The sequence below is a fragment of the Thermus thermophilus genome, assembly GCF_019974155.1.
GTDB lineage: Bacteria > Deinococcota > Deinococci > Deinococcales > Thermaceae > Thermus > Thermus thermophilus_C.
This window is the reverse complement of record NZ_AP025158.1, coordinates 1,786,220-1,803,542: the sequence shown is the minus strand read 5'-3', so window position 1 is coordinate 1,803,542 and position 17,323 is coordinate 1,786,220. Positions and strand designations below refer to the sequence as shown.

Sequence of the window (17,323 nt, the reverse complement as noted above, 5' to 3'; positions counted from 1 at the left end):
TCACCTCCAGAGGGAAGGCCTGGGCACGGGGCGCTTCTCCCGCACCAGGGCCAGGTACTGATCCTTGAAGTGCCTTAGCGAGCCCTTCACCGGCCACACCGCCGCGTCCGCCAGGGGGCAGAAGCTCCGCCCTTCAATGAGGGGGAGGAGGGCTTCCAGGTTCTCCACGTCCTTCTCCTCCCCCTGGCCGGTGCCGATCTTGGCGAAGAGGTTCACCATGAACCCCGCCACCCCCTCCCGGCAGGGGGTGCACTTGCCGCAGGACTCGTGGGCGTAGAAGCGGGTGAGGTTCCACATGGCGTCCACCATGCTCACCCGTTCGGGGATGAGGATCACGCCCCCTGTTCCCAGCATGGAGCCCTTGGCCTGCAGGTGCTCGTAGCTCATGGGGGTGTCCAGGACCTCGTCCGTGAAGGGCAGAGGCGGGGTGGAGGACCCCCCGGGGATGAGGGCCTGGATGGGCTCCAGGGGCCCGCCCGCCCACTCGTAGATGAGCTCGCGGAACGTGGTGCCCATGGGGAGCTCGTACACCCCGGGGCGTTTCACGGGCCCGGAGATCTGGTAGAGCTTCATCCCCTTGGACTGCTCCGTGCCCATCCCCGCGAACCAGTCGGCCCCCCGTTCCATGATGGGCACCACGGAGGCCAGGGTCTCCACGTTGTTGATGGTGGTGGGCTTGCCCCAAAGCCCCGCCTGGGCGGGGAAGGGGGGCTTCAAGCGGGGGTTCGCCCTAAGGCCCTCCAGGGAGTTCATGAGGGCCGTCTCCTCGCCGCAGATGTAGGCCCCGGCCCCCCGGTGGACGTGGAGGTCAAAGGAGAAGTCCGTGCCGAAGAGGTTCTTCCCCAGGTAGCCCCGGGCCCGGGCCTCCTTGATGGCTTGTTCTAGCCGGTCCGCCGCCCGGCGGTACTCCCCGCGGACGTAGATGTAGCCCACCGTGGCCCGGATGGCGTACCCGGCGAGGATCATCCCCTCAATGAGGAGGTGGGGGACGTCCTCCAGGATGTACCGGTCCTTGAAGCTCCCGGGCTCGGACTCGTCGGCGTTGCAGATGAGGTAGTGTTGCTTCCCGTCGTCCTTGGGCATGAAGCTCCACTTGAGCCCCGTGGGGAAGCCCGCCCCGCCCCGGCCCCTGAGCCCTGAGCGCTTCACCTCCTCTATGACCTCGTCCGGGGTCTTCTCCTTAAGGACGCGCTTCGCCGTCTCGTACCCCCCGTGCCGGAGGTAGTAGTCCAGGGTCCAAGACCCCTCCTTCCCCACGTGGGCGTAGAGGGTCCTTTGGAACCTGGGGTCAAGTCCAGAGACGATGGGGCCCGTCATACCTCCACCTCGTGCACGTGGTGGCCGCACTTGCCGGGAAGCTCAATCTCCCCAAGCCGCTTCCCCGCCCTGAGGCCCGCGAGAAGGGCCTCAAGCCTCGCCCGGGTCACGCACTCCACGTAGGGCTCGTCGTTCACCTGGACCACGGGGGCGGTGTGGCAGCTTCCCAGGCACTCCACCTTCTGCACGCTGAAAAGCCCGTCCGGGGTCACCTCCCCCGGGCCGATGCCCAGGGTCTCGGTGAGGTAGTCCCAAAGCTCCTCGGCCCCGGCGAGCTTGCAGCTTAGGGTGGCGCAGACCTGGAGGTGGTAGCGCCCGGTGGGCACGAACTGGTAGTAGGAGTAGAAGCTCGCCACCCCCATGACCTCCGTGGGGGTGGTGCCCACGAGGCGGGCGATCTCCTCTATGCGCTCGGGCCGGATCCAGCCCTCCTCCTGCTGCACCCGCCTAAGGAGGGGCATGATGGCGGCGCGGCGCCCTTCCGGCGGGTACTTGGCGAAGGTCTCCTCCAGAAAGTCCTGCTTGTCGTCAAAGAACCCCATCTTCCCTCCCTTAGCGGTCCACGTCCCCCATCACGGGGTCAAGGCTGGCGATGATGGCCACCATGTCGGGGACCTGCTCCCCCTTGCAGGCATAGGGGAGGCTTTGCAGGTTGACGAAGCTCGGCGCCCGCACCTTGACCCGGTAGGGCATGGAGCCGCCGTCGGAGACGATGTAGTAGCCGAGTTCCCCCCGGGCCGACTCCGTGGGCACGTAGACCTCCCCCTTGGGGGGGTGGAAGCCCTCGGTGTAGTGCTTGAAGTGGTAGATGACCGCCTCCATGGAGGTCTCCAGGAGGGGGCGGGGGGGCGGGGTGATCTGGGGGTTGGGGTCGCGGACGGGGCCCGGTTCTAGGCGCTCCAGGGCCTGCCGGATGATCTTCACCGATTCCCGCATCTCCCGGATGCGGACGAGCATCCGGTCAAACACGTCCCCCCTCTCCCCCAGGGGCACGTCAAAGGTGTAGGTCTCGTAGCCCGAGTAGGGGTAGGCCTTGCGCACGTCGTAGTTCACCCCGCTCGCCCTTAGGGACCCCCCGGTGAGGCCGAGATGGATGGCCACCTCGGGCGGGATCACCCCCACGCCCCGGGCCCTCTCGTAGAAGATGGGGCTTTCGGCGAAGAGGGCCTCGTACTCGTCAATGCGGTGGGGCATGACCTCCAGGAACTTCTTGAGCTCGGGGACGAACTCCTCGGGGAGGTCTTCCTTCACCCCGCCGATGCGGATGTAGTTGTGGTGGAAGCGCTGGCCCGTGACCCACTCAAAGAGGTCCAGGATGGTTTCGCGCTCGCGGAAGGCGTAGAAGAAGGGGGTGAGGGCCCCGAGGTCCAAAAGCCCCGTCCCCAGGAAGACCAGGTGGCTCGCCAGGCGGGAAAGCTCGTTCAGGATGACCCGTATGGTTTCCGCCCGGGGGGGCACCACGGCCCCCACCAGCTTCTCCACCGCCAGGGCGTAGGCCAGGTCGTGAGCGAAGGAGTGGAGGTAGTCCATCCGGGGCGTGTAGGTGAGGTTCTGGAGGTAGGTGCGGTGCTCCATGGTCTTCTCAAAGCCCGTGTGGAGGTAGCCGATGTGGGGCACCACCTCCAGGACCTCCTCCCCGGAGAGGGTCACCATGAGGCGGAGTACCCCGTGGGTGGAGGGGTGCTGGGGGCCCACGTTCAGGGTCATCACCTCGGTGCGGAGCTCCTTGGCCTCCTCCGGGGGGGCGTCTAGGGGGATCTCCTCCAGGAACTCTTCCCTCATCCTTTAACCTCCCGGGCCTTCTTCAGGTCGGCCCAAAGGGACCTGTAGCCCTTGCGGCTCCCGCCCTTGTAGAAGGTGAGGCCGGGGTCCTTGCCGGTGAGGGCGGCGCGGAACTCCGCCGGGATGATGTACCGCCCCTCGCGGAAGAGGGTGGGGGTCTCCCCCAAGGGGTAGTCCTTGCGCAAGGGGTGGCCCTCGAGGTCCTCCGGGGTGAGGATCTTGCGGAGGTCGGGGTGGCCCTCAAAGACGATGCCGAACATGTCGTAAACCTCCCGTTCCAGGAAGTTGGCGCTCCCCCAGAGGTCGGTGACCGTGGGGAGCCTGGGGTCCTCCTCGGGCACGTAGACCCGGGCGAAGAAGCGGCTCCCGTCCCCGTCCTTCCAGCCCGGGAGGGAGACGAGCTCGTAGACCACGGCGAAGCGCTCGGGCTTCCTCTCCGGGTAGGTCAGGTAGTCCAGGCCCACGATGTCCGCCAGGTAGTTGAAGCCCATCTCCTTGTACCGGGCCATCTCCTCCTTGAAGCGCTCCCTTGGCAGGACCACCCAGAGGTTGCCGAGGCCGTTGTCCTCTATGGGGTAGCCTTTGGCCCGGGCCTCTTCCAGGACGCGCTCTAGCCGCATGCCTCACCCCCTCGCCCGCTTCCAGGCCGCCACCGGGGGAAGCCTCTCCCCCCGCTCGTTGTAGGCCTGGCCCCGCACCTTCTTCTGCAGTTGCATCACCGCGTAGATCAGGGCCTCGGGCCTGGGGGGGCAGCCGGGCACGTAGACGTCCACAGGCACCACGGAGTCCACGTTCTGCACGATGGCGTAGTTGTTGAACATGCCTCCCGAGCTCGCGCAGGCCCCCATGGAGATCACCCACTTGGGGTCGGGCATCTGCTCCCAGACCCGGCGCATCACCGGGGCCATCTTCTTGGAAAGCCTCCCGGCCACGATCATCACGTCCGCCTGGCGGGGGCTTGCGCGGAAGACCTCGCTCCCGAAGCGGGCCAGGTCGTTGCGGGCGTCCGTGGAGGCCATCATCTCAATGGCGCAACAGGCGAGGCCGAAGGTGGCGGGCCACAGGGAGTTGCTCCGCCCCCAGGCCACGAGCTTCTCCAGGGTGGTGAAGAGGATCCCCTCCCTCTCCAGCTCCTGGACGTCCCGCTCAAAGAGGTCCTTCAGTGCCACCGCATCACCCCCTTCCACCACTCGTAGAGGAAGCCCACGAAGAGGAGGAGGGTGAAGGCCAGGACCCCCAAAAAGCCGTAGAGGCCAAGCCCCCCTGCGCTCACGGCGTAGGGCCAAAGGAAGGCCACCTCCACGTCAAAGAGGATGAAGAGCATGGCCACCACGTAGAAGTGGACGGGAAAGCGCTTCACCTCCCCGGCGGGGTCGTTCCCCGACTCGTAGGGCATGAGCTTGGCCCGCCCGGGCTTCTTGGGGCCGAGGAGGGCCCCCACCAAAAGGGCCGCCACCCCGATGAAGAGGGCCACCCCCACGTAGACCAGCGTGCCCACGTACTCTTGGATCGGCGCCAAGGTCCCCTCCTTTCGTGCCTTTCTTCACGAAACCGGTCCCCAAAGCCCCATAGGGGCCGGCCTCATTTCCCGCCCATCTTATCACCCCAGGGTGGGGCGCAAGGGGGTGGGCTACACAGAAGGGGAAGGGGCGGTGTAGGGAAGGGAGGCGGGCCTACACCGCCCCCTCGAGGCCCTCCCTCAGCCGGCGGAAGGCCTCGAGGTCCAAGGCCTCCGCCCGGACCTCCGGGGGTAGGCCCAAGGCCCTCAGGGCCTCCTCCACCCGCGCCTTGGGGTAGCCGGCCGCGGCCAGGGCGTTGAGGAGGGTCTTGCGCCGCTTGGAGAAGGCGGCCTCAACGAGGCGGAAGAGGCCGGGGTCGTCCGGGGCGCCCGTGGGGGTGAGGCGCACCAGGCTGCTCCACACCTTGGGCGGGGGAAAGAAGGCCCCAGGGGGGAGGTCAAAGAGCCTCTCCGCCACGGCGTGGTGGGCCACCCGGAGGGTGAGGACCCCGTAGGCCGGGGTCTTGGGCCTTGCGGTCATGCGCTCGGCCACCTCCTTCTGCACCAGGAAGACGAGGCGGGCGAAGCGCCCGGTCTTGAGGAGGCGGGTGACCAGGGGGGTGGCGATGTTGTAGGGGAGGTTGGCCACGAGGAGGCTCCCCTGGGGCACCTCCTCCCAGGGGTAGAGGAGGGCGTCCTGGAAGACGAGGCGCACCGGGAGGCCGGAAAGGGTCTCCTGCAGGACGGGCTTCAGGCGCAGGTCCTTCTCTATGGCCGTGACCTCCGCCCCGGCCTCGAGGAGGGCCCGGGTGAGGACCCCAAGCCCCGGCCCCACCTCAAAGACGGGCCCGGTGAAGGGCCGGGCCGCCTCCACGATGCGGCGCAGGTGAGCCTCCGAGACCAGGAAGTTCTGGCCGAAGCGCTTGTCGGCGAAGAGCCCGTGCCGCTCAAGGAGGGCGCGGACGCCTTGGGGCGAGGCGAGCTTACTCATGGAGGCGCCGCACCTCGGGCCTTAGGGGGTCGGCCTCGAGGTCCAAGACCAGGTACTCCCCCAGGTCCAGGGCGTCAATGAGGGCGAAGCGGTCCTTGAGGAGGATGCCGTCCGGCATGGGGGTGTGGCCGTAGACCCCGTAGCGGTAGCCCATCCTTTCCACGTACTCGGGGGTGAGGAACCACCAGGTCTTGGCCTCGTTCTGGGCGTAGAAGAGGCCGTCGTACTCCTGGAGCCAGGGTACGGGGCCCACGTGGGCGAAGTGGACGCCCTTTAGGACGAGCTCCTTGGGGAAGGAGGCCATCCAGGACCGCAAGGCCTCGGGGAGGGCCTTTCCCCCGTGCTCCGGGTGGAACTCCAGGTGCTTGAGGTGCCGGTTGCCCAGGATGGGGCTTCCCTCCAAGAGGGCGGCCTCGTGGTTGCCGAGGAGGATGGTGACGTGGTCCCCCGCCTCCTTCTGGAAGGCCTTTAGGCGGAAGAGTTCCCGGATCTGCGCCCCCGCCGCCAGGCGGAGGTGGAAGGGGTCTTCGGGGTCGTAGGCCTCGAGGCCTATAAGCCGCGCGTAGTCCCTCGGGGTCTTGGGGTGGACCAGGTCCCCCAGGAGGACGAGGCGCACCCGCCCCGAGCGCAGGGCCTCCGTGGGGCGGAAGCCCTCGTCGGCGAGCCCCTCCCGGCGCAGGATCCGCCAGAGGAGAGGGAAGTTGGCGTGGAGGTCCCCGAGGGCGACGACCCTCATCCCTTGAGCAGGCTCCGTAGCTCCCCGTAGAGCTTGCGCGTCTCCTCGGGGGTCTTGCCGTAGCCCCCGTACTTGGTCACGATCCTGGCCGCCTCCTTGCCCAGCCCCTTCTCCTTGAGCCTTTCCAGGAGCTGGTCAATGAGGCGGTGGGCCTCCGGCTTCTCCTCCTCGGTCTCGGCCTCCGGCTCCGCCTCGGGGAGCGTGGGCGGGGTGAAGCGGCCCTTCTCGGGGTCGTAGTCCACCCACTGCTTCTCCAGGCGGTAGAGGTACCGCCCCACCCCGAACTTCACCGCCGCCCGTTTGAGGGCGTCGGAGAAGGCGGCCTTCAGGGAGTCCCCCTCCCCCACGTCCTCCTTGGTGACCCCGAGGACGGTGAGGCGGCACTTGACCTCGCAAAGGCGCTCCCGCCTCTCGCCCCTTTCGTCTTTCACCTGGCGCTCCGCGTCGGAGAGGACCTCGTAGGCGTCGTGCCAGCCCTCCGGACCCACCACCTTGTCCAGGCGGTCCAACACGGTGCGGGCGTCCACGTAGGGGACCACCAGGGCCCGCTTCTTGTCCCGGGAGAGGGCTTCCACGCGCCACTGCACCTCCCCCGGGGGAAAGGGTTCGGCCAGTTTCCGCCAGACTTCGTCCATGCGTTTTAGTTTACTTTAGGTTTCTCTCACCCCAAAGCCCTGGGGGAAAGCGAAGATGGGGGCATGAAGCGTTGGCTGGCGTTCCTTCCCTTCCTGGCCCTGGCCTGGGCTTTGGAGCTCAGGGTCACCGCCTCCTTGGTGGTGGACCTCTTCCCCCAGGCGGTGGTGGTGGAGCGGGCGACCGAGCCCCAGGGGATCGTGGTGGTGTACCAGGCTTCCCAGGCGGAGGCCGTTTTCCGCTACCACGACGAGGACCTCCGCCGCCGGGGCTGGGTGCGGGTGAAGTACGAGGTCAAGAAGGGCGAGTGGAAGGCGGAGTACCGCAAGGGCAAGGCCAAGGCCAAGCTCTCCGTGAAGGACAAGAAGGGCCGGGTGGAGGTGCGGCTCAGAGAGGGGGACTAGACAAGGCCCAAGCCCCTCGGTACCATATAGGGCGCGCGGGGCCGTGGCGCAGTTGGGAGCGCGCCTGAATCGCACTCAGGAGGTCACGGGTTCGAGTCCCGTCGGCTCCACCAGAAACGCCCCGGGGCAAAGCCCCCGGGGAAACGCTTTTGGTGGGACACCCCTCCTTAAAGCCCCACCCTTTCGCCCGCGGTGGGGGTTCAGGAAGGCTTTTCCCAAGACTCCCTCTAAGAGCGTCGTCCAAGACGGGGTTCTTTGGGGCGTTCCGGAGGGATTGGGCCTCGTAAGGCCACCCCACGCGGGCTTGGGCCGGCATGGGGGCCCGGCAAAGGGTTTCCTTGGGGCCAGCCGGGCGAAGGGGGAGGAAGGGCACAAGGGATTGCGGCCCCCGGGGGCCTTTGGCTAAGTACCCCACCGCGGCTTTCGCCGCGGTGGGGGCCCCAAAAGGACCTTCCCAAGCCTTATTTCGGGCGACCCGTGTTGCGAAATCAACGTGCAACCACTTAGCCTTTCCCCATGGGAAAGCGCCTCTCTGCCCTGGTGTATGGCTTCCCGGACCACGTCCTGCGGGGGAAGCCGACCCACCTCCTGAAAGGCCACGGGGAGGGGGTCCGGCGCTTTGGGTTTTGGGGCCATCTGGAGGGCCGCCTTCTGGGGGACCTCCGCCGGAGGGCCAGGCTTCTGGACCCGGACCGGCCCCCCTGCCCGGCCCGGGCTCGGCGCGGGCTCCTTTCCCCAAAGCCCGTTTCCCCGGGGTTTTAGCCGTGGTCCTCGCCGCCTTGGTCCTGGTCCTCGAGGGGGAAGGCCTCCCCGAGCCCTTGGGCCTCAGAGGCTTCTTCTACGGCCTCCTTCGGGAGGTGGCCCCGGAGGTGCACGACCAGGGGGAAAACCCCTTCGCCCTGGGCTTCGGGGGGCGGGAGGGGGGGTCCTGGGCCCGGGTGAGCCTCCTCAAGGAGGAGCTCTACGCCCGCCTCGCCCCCCGCCTCTACGCCCTGGAGGGGGAGGAGGTGCGGCTTGGGCCTCCTTTTCGGGTGCGGGCCGTGCTCCAGGAGGGGCACCCCTGGGCGGGGGTTTCCACCTATCCCCGCCTCTTCCAGGGGCCTCCTTCCCGGGACCTCGCCCTGCGCTTCGCCAGCCCCACCTTCTTCCGCAGAAAAGGGGTCCACTACCCGGTCCCCGAGCCAAGGCTGGTGCTGGAAAGCCTTCTCCGGCGCCTCGAGGCCTTCGGCCCCCTGAAGGCCCCCGAAGGGGTGAGGGAGGCCCTTTTGGAGAGGACCACGGTGCGGAGCCTGGAGGGGCGCACCCTCCCCGCCCGCACGGAGGTGGACACCGCGGGCTTCGTGGGGCGGGTGGTCTACCACCTGCCCCGGGCCACGGAGGAGGAGGCCCTTTGGCTTTCCGCCCTGGGCCGCTTCGCCTTCTTTAGCGGCGTGGGGGCCAAGACCTCCTTGGGCTACGGCCGGGCCCGGGCGGAAAGTCCCTAGTCCCCTTGGGCCTGCTTCGCCCTGCCGGACCAAGGGGAGGCCCTCGCAGGCCCTCAGTCCAGGCCCAGGAGGGTCCGGCGCAGGGCCTCGTGGACCCGTCCGTTGGTGGCGAGGATGTAGCGGCTGCCCAGGCGGTAGGGGTTCCCCTCGAGGTCCGTCACCCTTCCCCCCGCCTCCTCCACGAGGAGCCACCCCGCCGCCACGTCCCAGGGGTTCAGCTTCACCTCCCAGAAGCCCTCCAGCCGCCCCGCGGCCACGTAGGCCAGGTCCAGGGCCGCCGCCCCGGGTCTGCGGACGAGCAGGCCCTTGCGCAGGGCCCGTTCAAAGTAGGTGAGGTTTTCCGGGTCTTTGGCCACGTCGTAGGGGAAGCCTGTGGCGAGGAGGCTTCCCACGAGGCTCTCCCGCCCCGTGACCCGGATGGGGCGGCCGTTGAGGTAGGCCCCTTCCCCCCTCAGGGCGTAGAAGACCTCCCCCCGGGCGGTGTCCATCACCACGCCCATCTGGATGGCGCCCTCGGCCTCGAGGGCGATGGATACCGCGAAGAAGGGGAAGCCGTGGGCGTAGTTCACCGTCCCGTCCAGCGGGTCCACGATGAAGCGGAGGGCCTTCCCGCCCTCACTCCCCCCTTCCTCCCCCAGAAACCCCGCTTCGGGGAAGCGGGAGAGGAGGAGGCCCTTCACCGCCTCCTCCGCCTCCCGGTCCGCCTGGGTCACCAAGTCGGTGGGGCCGGACTTGGTCCCTTCGGTGAAGCCCTTTTCCAGGTAGTAGAGGTGGATGCCTCGGGCGAGGCTCGCCGCCTCCAGGGCCGCCTCCAAGTACGGGTAGTAGGGGTGGCGCCTCCCGATCACCCTTCCATCCTAAGGGAGGCGAGGCGGGCGAAGAGGGCCCGCAGCCTCTCCGCGCTCTTCACCCCGGGGGCCTCCTCCACCCCGCTCGCCAGGTCCAGGGCGTAGGGCCTGAGGGCGAGGACCTCCTCCAGGTTCTCCGGGGCAATCCCCCCCGCCAGGATGACCCGCCTTCCCGTGGCGAGGAGGGGCTTGGCCCAGGCCCGGGGGTAGGCCTCCCCGCTTCCCGGGCGCTTCCCGTCCAGGAGGAGGGCCTGGGCGGGGTAATCCGCCCACTCGGTCCGCGCGGGGCCCTCGAGGGGGAAGGCCTTGATCACGGGGTAGAAGCGCCCCACGGCCTCCGCCCACTCGGGGGGCTCCTCCCCGTGGAGCTGGGCCACCTGGAGCCGGGCCTCCTCCATAAGGCGGAGCACCTCCTCGGGCGGTTGGTCGCGGAAGACCCCTACCCGCACCACGAACGGGCCCAGGGCCTCTCCGATGGCCCGGGCGGCTTCCGGGGCGATCCTGCGGCGGGAGCCCGGGGCGAGGACAAAGCCCAAGGCGAAGGCCCCCAGGGCCTCGGCGAGGAGGGCGTCCTGCAGGCGGGTGATGCCGCAGATCTTGACCCGCACAGGGCCAGTATAAGGGGCCGGGCCTTTGGACCCGGCCCGAGCGCTTTTTGGGGGCCCTAGGACCTCCCCCGGGTGTTCCGGGGCCGCCTCAGCCGCACTTGGCGTAGCCGCAGGCCTGGCACTTCCAGCACCCCTCCTCCCGCACCAGGGTCCTCTCCCCGCAGGAGGGGCAGGGGGCGGCTCCGGCCAGGGCGATCCCGCCGCCCGAGAGGGCGGGGGCGGAGGAGAGGTCCTCCGGGGCCCCTGGGGCCATCTGGGGGACGGTCTCCAGGGCCACGGCGATGAGGTCGGCCTTGCTGGAGACGAGCCTGCCCTGGTAGGTGCCGTAAAGCCCCCCGTTGATGCCCCGGAGGGTGCGCACGATGGCCTCCGGGGGTACCCCGTACTGGAGGGCGATGGAGACCACCCGGCCTAGGGCCTCGCTGTCGGCGTTCGCCTCGTCCCCGGCCTTGCCCGAGGTGAGGATGACCTCAATGGGCCTTCCCTCCAGGGTGTTCACCGTGACGAGGAAGCTCCGCTTGGACCCATCGGGGGCGAAGAGCTTGACCATGTCGGTGAAGCCCATGAGGCGGCCGGGCCGCTCGTAGACGGGCCTGCCGGGCTCGTGGGCCCTGGTCTCCTGGGGCTTCGCCTCCTCCTTTTTCCCCGCCTTCTCCTCTTTGGCCTCCCTCTTCACCGTGAGGACCTGGAACTCCCGGGAGCCGTCCCGGTAGACGGTGATCCCCTTGCACCCCGTGCGGTAGGCCTCGGTGTAGGCGGCCTCCACATCCTCCACCGTGGCGTGGTTGGGGAGGTTGATGGTCTTGGAGATGGAGTTGGCGGCGTACCCCTCGGCGTCAAAGGCCCTTTGGACCACGCCCTGCATGCGCACGTGGTCCAAGGGGTGGATGTCGTGGGCACAAAGGAAGACTCGCCTTATGGCCTCAGGGACGAAGGGGAGGTTCTGCACGGAGCCGTGGCCGTCCTTCTGGATCTCCTCAACGATCTTCTCCCAGTCCCACTTCCCGTCCTTCTCAAAGCCAGGCGCGGGTGGGTAGGCCTCCATGAGCTCCACGAAGAGGGGGTGGAGGAGGGGCTTGTACTCCCCGCCGATCCTGCGCCAGACGAAGGGGCTGAAGACGGGCTCAATCCCCGAGGAGACCCCCATGAGCATGCTCGTGGTCCCCGTGGGGGCCACGGTGAGGAGGGCCACGTTGCGCCGCGGGCGGATCCCGAGGCTCTGGAAGTACTCCCTGTGCTCCTCGTAGAGGGGGAAGGGGCCCCTCTCCTCGGCGAGGGCCTCGGAGGCCCGGATGGCCTCTTCGCGCATGGCGGAGACGATCTCGTAGACCTTCCTCCTGGCCTCCTCCGAGTCGTAGGGGAGGCCCATCTTGATGAGGGCATCGGCCAAGCCCATGAGGCCGAGGCCAAGCCTCCTGAGCCTCTTCGCCGCCATTTCGTTATCGGGGAGGGCGAACTTGTTCACGTCCAGGACGTTGTCCAGGAAGCGGATGGCGGTGCGGACGTCCCGGCGGAACTCCTCCATCTGGAACTCCCCGTCCTTCACGTAGGCGGCGAGGTTCATGGCCCCGAGGTCGCAGGGCTCGCCCACGGTGAGCGGGATTTCGCCACAGGGGTTAGTGGAACGAATCCAATAACGCTCCCCTAAACCCTTCAAGGCCGAGAGCGCGTTCACCCGGTCCACGAAGATGAGCCCCGGCTCCCCCGTGGCCCAGGCATGCCAGGCGATCTCGTGCCAAAGCCAGCGGGCGGGGACCTTCCCCCCGTAGAGGGGGATGGCCTTGGCCCCGTCCTCCCGCTCGGGGAGGGGAGGGAGCTTGCCCGTGTAGGGGCCCTCTACGGGATAGGGGTAGTACTTCCCGGGGACCTCAATGGGGGTCACGGGCCAGAGCTCGTCCTTTTCCACCGCTTCCAGGAAGCGGTCGGTGGCCAGGACGGAGATGTTGAAGGTGGAGATGTCGCCCTCCGCCTTCTCCCGGTCCAGGTCCTTGGCGGTGAGGAAGTCCAGGAGGTCGGGGTGGTCTATGGAGAGGGTGGCCATCCCCGCGCCGCGCCTCGTTCCGCCTTGGCGTACCACCCGGAGCACGGGGGCGTAGACGTAGCGCAGGGTGGCCACGGGGCCCGCCTCCTCGGCCCCCCAGGCCACCCACTCCAGGAAGTTGTCAAAGATTTCAAAGAGGAAGCTCACCGGCCCCGAGCTCGTCCCGCCGCTTCCCCGGATGGGGGCGCCTTCGGGGCGGAGGAGGGAGAAGTCCACGTGGGGCTTCTGGCCTTTGCGCGCCAGGTCCGCGGCCTCCCGGGCGGCGTCAATGATCCCCCCCATGTCGTCGGGAACGAGGATGCGCCCTTCCGGGGGCTCCTTGACCGTACGCACCCCGTAGCGCTCCGCCAGGGCCTTAAGCTCCGGGGAGACGGCGCCGTAGACCACCCGGGCGAAGTTTTTGAGGGAGATCTCCTCCTTGGCCCCGTCGGGGTTGATGGGCGGGCGCATCAGGCCCCGGATGAAGTCCTCCACGTCGGGGTGTTCCGCCGAGAGGTAGGCCACGCCCTCCACGGCCCGCCGTGTCCTCTTCCCTTTGGAGCGGTAGGGGTCCAGGTTCACCCCGTTGCCCCCGCCCACCTTGGTGACCAGGGCGAGCTTCTTGGCCACCTCCATGATGCCTGCGAAGCTCTCGGGGGGGTTTTCCGTGGCTCCCTGGACGAAGCAGTTGAGGAGGTTGCCGTGGACGGTGCCCGCCCCCGCGAGGATCCGCCCCCCGGGGGAGAAGCGCTTCTCGGCCATGAGGCGGAAGAAGCGCTCCTCCCACTGGGAGCGCTCCTCCTCCCGCTCCACCTTGGCGATCTCCCGGGCCACGCGGCGGAACATGCCCAGGATGTCCCCGTCCCCGGGCTGGAGGTACTGGCGCTTGGCGATGGCCTGCGCGTGCTCGTCAAAGAAATACCCGTCCCTCATATCCATCCTCCACCCAAACCCCAATATCTTGGGGCACCCATCCAGGAGGGTACTACGGGTTGGGTTCAGGCGCAAGTGTCGGGGTCCACACTTTGGCCTGGGAGTTGCCCGTGGCCTCCAGACTACCACAACGAGGGCCCGTGGGGTTGACAAGCCGCGGGAGGAGGCCCCTAAATAGGGGGCGATGCCCAAGAGCGCCAAGCGCCGCGCGAGCCAGCCCACCGGCGCGGAGACCCTGGTGGTGGTGGAGTCCCCGGCCAAGGCCCGGAGCATCCAAAAGATGCTGGGGCCGGGCTACGAGGTCCGGGCGAGCCTGGGGCACGTGGTGGACCTCCCCGAGCGGAGCCTGGGGGTGGACGTGGAGCGGGACTTCGCCCCCACCTACGAGGTGAAGAAGGACAAGAAGCCCGTGGTGGAGGAGCTGAAGCGGGCGGCGAAGGGCAAGCGCCTGCTCATCGCCACCGACCCCGACCGGGAGGGGGAGGCCATCGGCTGGCACGTGGCCCGCCTCCTGGGGCGGGACCCCAAGGAGCCCATCCGGGTGGAGTTCCACGAGATCACCCCCAGGGTGGTCCGCCAGGCGGTGGAGGCCCCGCGGCCCATTGACCAGAACCTGGTGGACGCCCAGCAGGCCCGGCGCGTCCTGGACCGCCTCCTCGGGTACAACCTCTCCCCCCTCCTCTCCCTGGAGTTCCGCAAGCGGGCCCTCTCGGCCGGCCGGGTGCAGAGCGTGGCCCTGAGGCTCGTGGTGGAGCGGGAGGAGGCCATTGAGGCCTTCCGGCCCGAGGAGTACTGGGTCCTCCGGGGCGTCTTCGCCGTGGAGGGCGGGGAGGCTCCCCTGGTGGCCACGCTCCACGAGGTGGAGGGGAGGCGCCTTTGGACGGGGCAAGGGGAGAAGGAGGGCCGGCTCCACCTCGCCTCGGAGGCCGAGGCCCATGCCCTGGCCGAGGCCCTGCGGAAGGGGAGCTACCGGGTGGCCCGGGTGGAGGTGCGGGAGCGGCGCAAGGCCCCCCCGCCCCCCTTCACCACCTCCACCCTCCAGCAGGCCGCCTCGAGCCGCTTGGGCTACACCGCCGCCCGCACCATGCGCATCGCCCAGCGCCTCTACGAGGGGGTGGACCTGCCGGAGGGGACCGTGGGCCTCATCACCTACATGCGCACGGACTCGGTGCGGGTGGCCCCCGAGGCGGTGGCGGCGGCCCGGGAGGTGATCGGGAAGGCCTTCGGCCCGGAGTACCTGCCCGAGGCCCCACGGGTCTACAAGAACCGCAGGGAAGGGGTCCAGGACGCCCACGAGGCCATCCGCCCCACCGACCCCAAAAGGACCCCGGAAAGCGTCCGCCCCTACCTTTCCGAGGAGGAGTACCGCCTCTACGAGCTCATCTGGCGCCGCTTCCTGGCGAGCCAGATGCGGGACGCCCTCTACGAGCAGACGGCGGTCGCCCTGGCCGACCTCGAGGGCCGCTACGCCTTCCGCGCCTCGGGCTCGGTGTTGCGCTTTGAGGGGTACCTCCGGGCCTGGGGGCGGGACGCCGAGGAGGAGGAGGAGCCCCCCGTCCCCGCGGTGCCCGAGGGGGTTCCCGCCCGGCTTGAAGAGGTCCTGGAGGAGCGGCGCTTCACCGAGCCCCCGCCCCGCTACACCGACGCCAGCCTGGTGAAGACCATGGAGGAGCTGGGGATCGGCCGCCCCTCCACCTACGCCCCCACCCTCGAGACCCTGGAAAAGCGGGGGTACGTGGCCCGCAAGGGGCGGACCCTTTTCCCCACCCCCCTGGGCCGCCAGGTCACCGCCTACCTGCGGGAAAGGTTCCCCCAGGTGGTGGCCTACGAGTTCACCGCCCGGATGGAGGAGCGGCTGGACGAGGTGGAGGAGGGGCGCGTCCCCTGGCCCAAGGTGGTCTGGGAGTTCTACGAGCCCTTTTTGGGGGAGCTCGCCCAGGTGCCCAAGAAGACCTGCCCCCGGTGCGGCAGGCCCTTGGAGCTCAAGGTGAGCCGCTACGGCCAGTTCCTGGGGTGCACGGGCTACCCGGAGTGCACCTACACCGAGCCCCTGGAAAGGCGGGAGGCGGAGCCCATCGGGGAGGCCTGCCCCAAGTGCGGCCGCCCCCTCCTCAGGAAGGAGGGCCGCTACGGCACCTTCATCGCCTGCTCCGGCTACCCCGAGTGCGACTACACCCGGGACGACGGGACCCCCACGGACCACGCCTGCCCCAAGTGCGGGGGCCGGGTCCTGGAAAAGCGGAGCCGGAAGGGCAAGCCCTACTACAAGTGCGAGAACAACGCTTGCGACTTCCTTTCCTTCTACCCCCTCCTGGAGGAGGCCTGCCCCGCCTGCGGCTGGCCTTTGGCGAAGAAGGGGGAGAAGGCGCTCTGCCTCAACCCCGCCTGCCCGGAGCACGAGCCGAGCCTCCTTCCCGCCCCCAAGGAGGCCAAGAAGGGGCGGTCCCGGGGGAGGGGCAAGCCCCCCCTCGCCCCCCCTAAGGACTGGGAGGAGCTCGTCCCCTTCCTCCCCGGGCTTTCCCCCGAGGAGCGCCGGGCGGTGGAGGCCCTCGCCCGGGGGGAGGCCCTGGCCGAGGAGGCGGCGCGGCTTGCCCGGCGAGCCCTCTTCAAGCTCCGCATGCGCAAGGGCAAGGCCCGGAAGGAGCCGGCCCGGGTGTGATGGCGAGCTTCAAGCTCCACCTCCTGCGCCTCGCCCGGGAGGGCCAGGTGGAGGTCCCGGGGGTGCCGGGGCTTAGGGCCTACACCTTGAGGGAGTGGGTGGAGCGGCCGGGGCCGGTCTTTTACCTCCTCCTGGAGGGGGAGCTCGTGGTGGACCTGCCCGAGGGCCGGTACCTGCACCTGCGCCGGGGGGAGGCGGCCCGGGTCACGGAGCCGCACCGGCTTCTTCCGGTGGAGCGGGCGGTGCTTCTGGAGCTGGGCTAGGCCCCACCAGGTAGACCGCCCCCCAGGGGCGGTAGACGCTCACCACCTGGTCCTCCCGGACGCGCCCGTCCCCGTAGCGCACGCGGCGGCGGACCACCACCTTGGCCCCTTCGGCGGCGAAGTCCACCTGCTTGCGCGCCCCCGGGGGAAGGGTGGGGTCGGGGATCTCCCGAGGGGGGAGGGGGGGCTTGCGGTCCGTGATGAAGGGGCCCTCCCAGGCCACCGCCCGGTCCTTGGTGCCGAAGAGGTGGAAGCGGAGGCGGCCTTCCTGCACCGAGGCCTGGATCCAGAGGGCCCCGGGGGTGTCGTTCAGGACCTTGAGGTCCTTGTAGGGCTGGATCACGGCGGCGTCCAGCCCAGGGGGTTTGTAGTAGGCCACCTGGTAGCTGTGGGCGTGGCGTTCCAGGATGGGAAGGCCGGCGAAGAAGAAGGCCCGGAAGAGGGTGGTGGAGACCTGGCACACCCCGCCCCCCACGCCGGTTTCCGTCCGGTCCCCCACGATGACGTAGGCCTCCTTGAACCCGGTCTCGAGGGCGATGGGCCCCAGGGCCCGGTTGAAGGAGAAGGGGCCCGGGGGGACGAGGAGGCCGTCCAAGCGGCTCGCCGCCAGGCGGATGTTGTGCACCCGCTCGGGGCTCGAGCCCCAAAAGCCCGTCTCCGCCGTGGCCAGGTGCTCCCGCACCCCGAGGGCGTAGAGGTCCTCGAGGCTCGGGGAAGGGGGCGTGTAGCGCACCGGGAGGAGGAAGCGCTTTCTTCCCTGCGCTCTGGCCTCGCGGAAGGCCTTTAAGGCCTCTTCCCGGTCAAAGGCGAGGCCCTTCTTCTCCACCCCCCGCCACCGCCCGTCCTGATAGATGAACCGGGGGGGGCGGGGCGGCCGGGCGAGCCGGTCCAGGAGGCGGAGGAGCTCCGCCTCCGAGGCCACGGGGTAGCGCTGGGTGCCGGTGTAGGCCACGAGCCGCCCCTCCTCGAGGACGTTCTCCCGCAGGACGAGGACCGCTTCCAGGGGCGCGCTCTGCCCCAGGGCGAGGCCGAGAAGGAAGAGGAGAACAAAGGGGCGCATACCCCATTATGCTTCGCGCCCGAGCCGAAGGCGGGTCCTCCCCTCGCTTCCCGTTTGCCTTGGCCCCCAAGCCGAACCTTTTGCTGG

Annotated in this window: 18 protein-coding genes and 1 tRNA gene; 6 read left to right on the top strand and 13 right to left on the bottom strand. The window is 69.3% G+C overall.

All coding sequences use genetic code 11. The features are described from left to right. The 9 genes from nuoF to TthTMY_RS09675 form a co-directional block, all read right to left on the bottom strand. Positions 1 to 1,317 (bottom strand): NADH-quinone oxidoreductase subunit NuoF, encoded by a 1,317-nt coding sequence (gene nuoF / locus TthTMY_RS09715; RefSeq protein ID WP_096411120.1) that lies wholly within the window; start codon positions 1,315 to 1,317, stop codon positions 1 to 3. After that, positions 1,314 to 1,859 carry an NADH-quinone oxidoreductase subunit NuoE gene (gene nuoE / locus TthTMY_RS09710; protein WP_096411119.1) on the bottom strand — a complete coding sequence of 182 codons (546 nt, stop codon included), beginning with the start codon at positions 1,857 to 1,859 and terminating at the stop codon, positions 1,314 to 1,316. The genes nuoF and nuoE overlap by 4 nt, the downstream gene beginning before the upstream one ends. Before the next feature lie 10 nt (positions 1,860 to 1,869). Beyond that, the gene (gene nuoD, locus TthTMY_RS09705; RefSeq protein WP_223903221.1) at positions 1,870 to 3,099 is read right to left on the bottom strand and encodes an NADH dehydrogenase (quinone) subunit D; all 1,230 of its coding nucleotides are present in this window, start codon (positions 3,097 to 3,099) and stop codon (positions 1,870 to 1,872) included. Continuing rightward, the gene (locus TthTMY_RS09700) at positions 3,096 to 3,719 is read right to left on the bottom strand and encodes an NADH-quinone oxidoreductase subunit C (protein ID WP_096411118.1); all 624 of its coding nucleotides are present in this window, start codon (positions 3,717 to 3,719) and stop codon (positions 3,096 to 3,098) included. Before TthTMY_RS09700 ends, nuoD begins: the two co-directional genes overlap by 4 nt. A gap of 3 nt (positions 3,720 to 3,722) precedes the next feature. Next, entirely contained in the window at positions 3,723 to 4,268 is a 546-nt protein-coding gene (locus TthTMY_RS09695; RefSeq protein WP_096411117.1) for a NuoB/complex I 20 kDa subunit family protein, read from the bottom strand. After that, a complete protein-coding gene (locus TthTMY_RS09690; RefSeq protein WP_096411116.1) occupies positions 4,259 to 4,618 on the bottom strand; it encodes an NADH-quinone oxidoreductase subunit A in 360 nt (119 codons plus the stop codon). The genes TthTMY_RS09695 and TthTMY_RS09690 overlap by 10 nt, the downstream gene beginning before the upstream one ends. Positions 4,619 to 4,772: 154 nt before the next feature. After that, the gene (gene rsmA, locus TthTMY_RS09685; protein ID WP_096411115.1) at positions 4,773 to 5,588 is read right to left on the bottom strand and encodes a 16S rRNA (adenine(1518)-N(6)/adenine(1519)-N(6))-dimethyltransferase RsmA; all 816 of its coding nucleotides are present in this window, start codon (positions 5,586 to 5,588) and stop codon (positions 4,773 to 4,775) included. Next, the gene (locus TthTMY_RS09680) at positions 5,581 to 6,324 is read right to left on the bottom strand and encodes a metallophosphoesterase (RefSeq protein WP_096411114.1); all 744 of its coding nucleotides are present in this window, start codon (positions 6,322 to 6,324) and stop codon (positions 5,581 to 5,583) included. Before TthTMY_RS09680 ends, rsmA begins: the two co-directional genes overlap by 8 nt. After that, a complete protein-coding gene (locus TthTMY_RS09675) occupies positions 6,321 to 6,959 on the bottom strand; it encodes a Rad52/Rad22 family DNA repair protein (protein ID WP_096411113.1) in 639 nt (212 codons plus the stop codon). The genes TthTMY_RS09680 and TthTMY_RS09675 overlap by 4 nt, the downstream gene beginning before the upstream one ends. A 63-nt stretch (positions 6,960 to 7,022) precedes the next feature. On the opposite strand from TthTMY_RS09675, the gene TthTMY_RS09670 reads away from it, so the two are divergent. From TthTMY_RS09670 to cas6, 4 genes are all read left to right on the top strand, one after another. Beyond that, positions 7,023 to 7,361 (top strand): hypothetical protein, encoded by a 339-nt coding sequence (locus TthTMY_RS09670; protein ID WP_096411112.1) that lies wholly within the window; start codon positions 7,023 to 7,025, stop codon positions 7,359 to 7,361. A gap of 37 nt (positions 7,362 to 7,398) precedes the next feature. Then, a tRNA-Ala gene (locus tag TthTMY_RS09665) sits at positions 7,399 to 7,474 on the top strand. Positions 7,475 to 7,877: 403 nt separating this feature from the next. Further along, on the top strand, positions 7,878 to 8,123 hold the full coding sequence (locus tag TthTMY_RS09660) for a hypothetical protein (RefSeq protein WP_096411111.1): 246 nt from the start codon (positions 7,878 to 7,880) through the stop codon (positions 8,121 to 8,123). A gap of 2 nt (positions 8,124 to 8,125) precedes the next feature. After that, positions 8,126 to 8,845 (top strand): CRISPR-associated endoribonuclease Cas6, encoded by a 720-nt coding sequence (gene cas6, locus TthTMY_RS09655; RefSeq protein ID WP_223903220.1) that lies wholly within the window; start codon positions 8,126 to 8,128, stop codon positions 8,843 to 8,845. Positions 8,846 to 8,898: 53 nt separating this feature from the next. Here cas6 and TthTMY_RS09650 read toward each other — a convergent pair whose 3' ends face one another. From TthTMY_RS09650 to TthTMY_RS09640, 3 genes are all read right to left on the bottom strand, one after another. Continuing rightward, positions 8,899 to 9,693: an inositol monophosphatase family protein gene (locus TthTMY_RS09650; RefSeq protein ID WP_008631085.1), complete on the bottom strand. Its 795-nt coding sequence runs from the start codon at positions 9,691 to 9,693 to the stop codon at positions 8,899 to 8,901. Continuing rightward, the gene (locus TthTMY_RS09645) at positions 9,690 to 10,301 is read right to left on the bottom strand and encodes a phosphoribosylanthranilate isomerase (protein WP_096411110.1); all 612 of its coding nucleotides are present in this window, start codon (positions 10,299 to 10,301) and stop codon (positions 9,690 to 9,692) included. Before TthTMY_RS09645 ends, TthTMY_RS09650 begins: the two co-directional genes overlap by 4 nt. An 88-nt stretch (positions 10,302 to 10,389) precedes the next feature. Beyond that, a complete protein-coding gene (locus TthTMY_RS09640; protein WP_223903219.1) occupies positions 10,390 to 13,254 on the bottom strand; it encodes an adenosylcobalamin-dependent ribonucleoside-diphosphate reductase in 2,865 nt (954 codons plus the stop codon). A 184-nt stretch (positions 13,255 to 13,438) separates the two neighbouring features. Here TthTMY_RS09640 and topA point away from each other — a divergent pair, with 184 nt between their 5' ends. After that, positions 13,439 to 15,913: a type I DNA topoisomerase gene (gene topA / locus TthTMY_RS09635; RefSeq protein ID WP_223903218.1), complete on the top strand. Its 2,475-nt coding sequence runs from the start codon at positions 13,439 to 13,441 to the stop codon at positions 15,911 to 15,913. Next, positions 15,913 to 16,176: a hypothetical protein gene (locus tag TthTMY_RS09630; RefSeq protein ID WP_096411109.1), complete on the top strand. Its 264-nt coding sequence runs from the start codon at positions 15,913 to 15,915 to the stop codon at positions 16,174 to 16,176. The genes topA and TthTMY_RS09630 overlap by 1 nt, the downstream gene beginning before the upstream one ends. Here the strand turns inward: TthTMY_RS09630 and TthTMY_RS09625 are convergent. Next, a complete protein-coding gene (locus tag TthTMY_RS09625; protein WP_223903217.1) occupies positions 16,118 to 17,236 on the bottom strand; it encodes a VanW family protein in 1,119 nt (372 codons plus the stop codon). The genes TthTMY_RS09630 and TthTMY_RS09625 overlap by 59 nt on opposite strands. Positions 17,237 to 17,323: the final 87 nt, after the last annotated feature.

Bases quoted from the DNA above. Each gene is read 5' to 3' on its own strand.
- nuoF (WP_096411120.1), bottom strand. From the start codon at position 1,317: ATGACGGGCCCCATCGTCTCTGGACTTGACCCCAGGTTCCAAAGGACC.
- nuoE (WP_096411119.1), bottom strand. From the start codon at position 1,859: ATGGGGTTCTTTGACGACAAGCAGGACTTTCTGGAGGAGACCTTCGCC.
- nuoD (WP_223903221.1), bottom strand. From the start codon at position 3,099: ATGAGGGAAGAGTTCCTGGAGGAGATCCCCCTAGACGCCCCCCCGGAG.
- TthTMY_RS09700 (WP_096411118.1), bottom strand. From the start codon at position 3,719: ATGCGGCTAGAGCGCGTCCTGGAAGAGGCCCGGGCCAAAGGCTACCCC.
- rsmA (WP_096411115.1), bottom strand. From the start codon at position 5,588: ATGAGTAAGCTCGCCTCGCCCCAAGGCGTCCGCGCCCTCCTTGAGCGG.
- TthTMY_RS09680 (WP_096411114.1), bottom strand. From the start codon at position 6,324: ATGAGGGTCGTCGCCCTCGGGGACCTCCACGCCAACTTCCCTCTCCTC.
- TthTMY_RS09675 (WP_096411113.1), bottom strand. From the start codon at position 6,959: ATGGACGAAGTCTGGCGGAAACTGGCCGAACCCTTTCCCCCGGGGGAG.
- TthTMY_RS09670 (WP_096411112.1), top strand. From the start codon at position 7,023: ATGAAGCGTTGGCTGGCGTTCCTTCCCTTCCTGGCCCTGGCCTGGGCT.
- TthTMY_RS09660 (WP_096411111.1), top strand. From the start codon at position 7,878: ATGGGAAAGCGCCTCTCTGCCCTGGTGTATGGCTTCCCGGACCACGTC.
- TthTMY_RS09640 (WP_223903219.1), bottom strand. From the start codon at position 13,254: ATGAGGGACGGGTATTTCTTTGACGAGCACGCGCAGGCCATCGCCAAG.
- topA (WP_223903218.1), top strand. From the start codon at position 13,439: ATGCCCAAGAGCGCCAAGCGCCGCGCGAGCCAGCCCACCGGCGCGGAG.
- TthTMY_RS09630 (WP_096411109.1), top strand. From the start codon at position 15,913: ATGGCGAGCTTCAAGCTCCACCTCCTGCGCCTCGCCCGGGAGGGCCAG.
- TthTMY_RS09625 (WP_223903217.1), bottom strand. From the start codon at position 17,236: ATGCGCCCCTTTGTTCTCCTCTTCCTTCTCGGCCTCGCCCTGGGGCAG.